The organism is Sutterella sp., assembly GCF_030539355.1.
In the GTDB taxonomy this organism is placed as follows: Bacteria; Pseudomonadota; Gammaproteobacteria; order Burkholderiales; family Burkholderiaceae_F; genus Sutterella.
Window position 1 is genome coordinate 1 of record NZ_JAUNSF010000142.1, and the last position, 5439, is coordinate 5439.

Here is a 5439-nt window from a genome sequence, read left to right on the forward strand (position 1 = left end):
CCTGTCCGTCGTGCAGAAGAAGAAACCCCGCGGAACTTCAGCGAGTCCTGCGGGGTTGTCGTCAGGGGCGCCGTCCCCTGAGGAGGCGGGGCGGCGCACTGCTCCAGGCGGGAGGCGTGACGATTACTCGTCGACGCCGACCATGACGGCGGAGGCCTTGATGACGGCGTAGGCCTTCGCGCCGACCTTGAGGCCGAGGCTCTCGGCGGAGCCGGAGGTGATCGTGGAGACGATCTTCTCGCCGGCCTTGGTTTCAATGACGACCTCGGTCGAGACGGGGCCCTGCTTGAGGGAGATGATCTTGCCTTCGAGCTGGTTGCGAGCGGAGAGACGCATGATGTTTATTCCTTAAAAAGATTTAATTTTTGGGTGCGCATCGATTTAATTGTCGATCTGCGCTTTTGGTTAATTTCGACGGCAGCTCATGTCTGCCTCAAGTGCTTCGCAGTTTACGCACGGAAAACCGAAAGTGCAAGGGCTTTCGGGAACTCGCTGAGAAAAATTGAAATACATAAAAATCAGTATGCTACGCGGTTCATCGCTATTCCCTGGAAGGAATTCGGCGCTGTTCCGAAAAGGGATGGCGGCCGCTCTTCATAAAATGGAAAACGGTGAACTTCGTTATCCGAAACACTGGCTGTTCACGAAAGGAATAACGCCGTTCTGCCCTTCCGGGGAAAACGCTTCAATAACATTGCCGGGTATCTCCGGCGCCCGGGGGACGCCGCCCCGGGCGCCCTCCCCGCCCCGCGGGAACCCTTCTCCCGCAGGGCTTCACGGGCGGTCATGCCTGGGCTTTCGGCTGTCTGCCGACGTCTCCGGTCGGCCGTCGGGGATGGCTCCGGGCGGACTCTCAGCGCCGCTGATCTTCCTCAATGCCTGTCAGCCGGCTTCCCGCCCGAACCGTTTTCCTTTTCCGGAGGAACGCTTTTCTGTCGTTCATCAGTGGCGTCGAGGACCGGCCGAGGGCTGTTCCTTTTTGCCGCAGCGCCCTGGAGAAGAATTTTTGATGTGACACACGAAAATAGCGTGAATGCGGGATACCATGAACAGGGTAAAGGCCGTTCTTTTCCCTGTTCCGACCGCCTCCGGGCGCTGATTCAGGTCTGCCGACGGTGTCCGGGCACGGAAAGTCTGTATACGCGCCGCCTCTGTCTTTCGTCAGAAAGCCTGACGGAGCGGGGACGACGGACTGCAGGCCGTTTTGTAAGATGAGAGATACTCCAGGATGCCCGGGAATCTGAATTCCACGGGTGCCCTCCTCTCAGTCAGGTCTCCCTCAGATGCAGAAGTTTTCCCTCGCGCACGCCGTCCCCGTGCACCATGCGCTCACGGGCACCGCGCTCGCCGTCGCCCTTGCCTTCGCCGCAGTTCCCTCCGCCCCTCAGGCGAAGATCTACCTTGACGTCCCGGGCGCGGACGGCTCGGTCTATGCTCAGCTCGTGATCTACGAGCCAGGCGAAACCCTCGACGATTCATCATCGGCCATCAGAACCTTCACGGCCGACGAACTCGCGGCCGTGAAGAAAGGCTTCATCTACTGGAGCGACGTCCTCGGGCCCTCGGCCGCGACGCCCTCCGTCACCCTGGCATTCCTCTCCGGGCGCAACGACAACGCCGCGGCCGGCAGTTCCCGGACCGAGACCGAGGAAGGCGCCATGACGCAGCTCGAGGCCTGCCTGCTCGGCGTCGCCTCCTGCAAAGGAAACGGGGAGGACGGCATCATCATGATCAACGAGCCGACCACGGAGGAATCGTGGAGCTGGCTTGAGCTCAACCCCCTCCCCTCGAACGGTCTGCACGGCGACCTGGTCGGCACCCTTGTCCATGAACTCGGCCACGCGTACGGCATCATCTCCATGCACACGATCGACCTGGAGGACGAGGAGACGTTCGTCCTGCAGGAGAACGAATACTCGATCTGGACCTCCCACCTCAGGGATATCTACGGCAAGACCGCCGTGGCCGGCATGACCATCGAGGGACTCAGTGCGGATGACGCGGTGGATCCCTCGAAGAACGACGCCACCAAGTTTCAGTATTACACCTCCGATGCCGACAGCGGCATCAAGTTCACGGGGGAGAACGTGAGCGACGCGCTCCGCGGAAACTATGAGGGCGCGCCCGAGTCCGCGGACAACGTCGTCATCTGGTACTCCGACACGACCTTCGTTGATGAGACCGGCACTCTTGCTGAGCCTTCCGTCCTCAATTCCGTCACGGGCGGCATCCCCATCAACGGCGTGGAGACCGGCACGCTCGATCTCTCGCACCTCGAGCTGCAGAACTCCGCGATGAGTCACCAGTATTACCGAAACTGGCAAATTTTTATGGAGGTCGAGCTCGCGCTGCTGCAGGACCTCGGCTATGAATTCGACCGCAAGCGCTTCTTCGGCACCTCCGTCTACGAGACCGGGAACGACTCGATCACGATCACGCAGGCCTTCGGGGCGCGAGAGAACGGGGAATGGCTCGGGGGCACGGCCTCCACGCAGTCCTGGGCCGTGGGCGTGCATGTGTACGGATCTTTGAACACCATCGCCGTCGCCGCGGACCAGCTTGCCGACGGCGCGGAATCCTTCGGCATCCGCGTGGACGGGCTCGGCAACAGCATCACCGTCAGGGACGGCGTCACAATCTCCGCCAATGGAGAAAACGGCACCGGCATCGGCTTCACGTACGGCCGCGGGCACTCTCTCACCCTGGAGGCGGGCTCGGCCGTCTCGGCCTCGGGCACGAACGGCAAGGCCCTCTCCTTTGACTTCGGCAGCAACGAACTCGGCGACCACTTCGACTACCGCGGGTCCTGGATCCGCTCGAGGAGGTCGGACGGCGCCTGGGTCGCACGGGATCTGCCTGACGCGCTCGAGGGAGCCCTGATGGAGTCGGTCATCATCGCGGGCACCGTGAGCGCGCCCGAGGGTGCGGCCGTGTACATCTCGGAAAATGCGCTCGTGAGCCGGATCAACATTGCCTCGGGCGCCGTGATCGAGGGCGACATCATTTCAAACTGGAACGCCCTCTCTACCGAGGCCGAGGACGGGACGCTCTTCGCCGAGAGCCCGCTCTACGAAGGGGTCTATGCCAGGGCGCCCGCCGGCACCGATCTCACGACCGACATCGTCTTCGGGGACGCGGCGGATTTCGCCTTCTCCTACTCCGGCGACATCACGGGCGCGAACGGCATCCGGCTCACCTTCAGCGAGGGCACGACCGCCTATTCCGGCACGGCGACCGTCCTCGGCGTCGTTCTCGGGCCCGAGGCGACCCTGAAGGGCGCAGGCGCCTACAGACTCACCGCGGCTCCTGACTCCGAGACCGAGGCCAGGGCCCGCGTCTCCGCCGACACGGGCTTCCGGCAGGGAACGTTCGTGAACTACGGCGTTCTTTATTCGAGCGGCGCGACGGGGAACGTGACCATTGAAGGTGACTACGTGCAGGCAGCGGACTCGACCCTCGTCGTGGGCTTGAGGAGCACCGGAACGATCAACCCGCTCAAGGTGACGGGCGACGCCATGACCTCGAACGATGCGGACACGGAATCGGAGGTTCTCGCCGCGGCGACGAGCAATCTGACGCTTCTCTTCGTGCCCGAGGAGAGCTACTTCGCCTCCGGGGCGGTGCTGACCGCGGCCGATGCGGGCGGACTTGTGGTTGAGGACGGCGACAGCGGCATCTCGACCGAGGTCTTCACGTCGCAGGCGTTCCTCGAGGACCCGGATCTTCTCGACGCGATTTCGACCACCCTTGATTTCGCGGTGGCTGACGGCGGCGCGACCCTGACGGCGTCGCGCGCGCCGAACGCCTACACGAAGGCGCTCGCGGCCGGCAACCCCTCGGCCTCGGCGACCGAAAGGTCGGCGGCATCGATCCTTGACGCCGGCGCCGGTGACACGACCGACAGCCGGGCGCAGGCCCTCGTCGCCGCGATTGACTTCACGCCGGACTCCGGAACGGTGGCCGGCATGATCGGCGAGCTCACGGGTGACGCGCTTCTCTCGTCGGTGCGTGCCCAGTTTGCGCTTGAGCGCCTCATCGACCGCTCGCTTGCACGCCGTCCGGCCGATGCCGCGGTCTCGGGCCGCCACGTCTGGGCGCAGCCCTTCGGCGGCAGGCTCGCGGACAACACCGCGGGCGCGCACTCCCGCACCAAGGCCGCCGGTGTCGCGGGCGGCGTGACGGTGACCGAGCCGGGGCAGGAGATCGGCTGGCAGGTCGCCGCCGCGTACTTCTCGGAGAAGAACAATCTCCACGCGAAGACCCGCGGACAGGGCTTGTGGCTCGGCGCTTCGGTGGCCAATGCCTTTGACGCCGCGGACACCTGGTGGTTCGATCTCTCGGGCCGCATCGGTTTCACGAATGTCGAGACCGAGCGCGTCCAGCCGCTCCTCGGGTCGTCCCAGGAGGTGAAGGGCACGCGCTGGAGCGCCTCGCTCTCCGGAAAGGCCGGCCCGAGGATTGAACTCGCGGACGTGCTTTTCGTCAGGCCGTCGGTCGGGCTCACGGGCACGGTGCTCCGCACGCCCTCCAAAACTGAGGGCAACGTGGGCGGCCTTGCGATCGACGACGCCTGGTACCGGTCGCTCAGAGCTCAGATCGGCGTCGCGGCCGGGACCGCGCCGATCGCCTCGGCGGTGACGGGCTTCTCCTGGAAGTGGACGGCGAACGCCGGCTACGAGCGCGAGCTTCTCTCGGACGCGGGTGAGTTCACGGCAGGGATCGCCGGCATGGCGGGCACCTTCAGCCAGCGCGTCGGCTGGAACGACCGCAACCGCTGGCTGATCGGCGGGGGCCTTGAGCTCGTGAATGACAAGGGCTTCAGCGCGGCCGTCCGGCTCGAGGGCGAGCTCACTCACGGCGACGGCGCTGCCGTCACGGGCGGGGCGGAGCTCCGCTGGAGGTTCTGATCTACAGCCCGGCGAGAACAGGAGACCCCGCGCAGGCGCGAGCCTTTCGCGGGGTCTGTCGTTCCAGGGTGTCTGCTGCGGGAGCTCAGCCGCGGTCGGCGGCGAGCGCGAGCCGTCCGCGGATGTACTCGCGCATGCCCGGGTCGGTGCAGTAGATGCAGCACCCCTTCATGCCGCGTGTGAGCAGCGTGCGGTAGGTGTTCTTGATGATCTCGTCGGCGCGCTCGCGGGCTTCCCTGGGGTTCTCCTTGAAGAGTTTCTTGAGGCCCTTCACGGACTGGTCCGTCGAGGCGCGCTTCGTGAAGTCGGTGACGACCCTGCCGTTCTCAAAGCGGATGTCGTCGCCCATGATCACGCCGACATAGTCGAACTCAAGCCCCTGCGTCGTATGGATGCAGCCCGCCTCGTTCACCGAGGTCTCGCTCGTCGCGTAGATCGAGCCGTTGTCAAGGTTCCAGCTGATGCCGAAGTCCCCGATCCGGATGTCGTGGAAGTTCGTTTCGTCCTTGTGAGCCTTGTCCCACTCCCAGCA

Annotated in this window: 3 protein-coding genes; 1 reads left to right on the plus strand and 2 read right to left on the minus strand. The window is 64.7% G+C overall.

The window, feature by feature from the left end:
• Window positions 1–123: 123 nt before the first annotated feature.
• Complete coding sequence (locus Q4F91_RS12605; RefSeq protein WP_303338080.1) at window positions 124–336, minus strand: molybdopterin-binding protein; 213 nt, start codon at window positions 334–336, stop codon at window positions 124–126.
• 947 nt (window positions 337–1283) lie between these two features.
• On the opposite strand from Q4F91_RS12605, the gene Q4F91_RS12610 reads away from it, so the two are divergent.
• A complete protein-coding gene (locus Q4F91_RS12610; protein WP_303338081.1) occupies window positions 1284–4907 on the plus strand; it encodes an autotransporter outer membrane beta-barrel domain-containing protein in 3624 nt (1207 codons plus the stop codon).
• A gap of 85 nt (window positions 4908–4992) precedes the next feature.
• Here the strand turns inward: Q4F91_RS12610 and Q4F91_RS12615 are convergent.
• The coding region (locus Q4F91_RS12615; protein WP_303338082.1) for a DNA/RNA helicase domain-containing protein at window positions 4993–5439 on the minus strand (447 nt) is incomplete at its 5' end.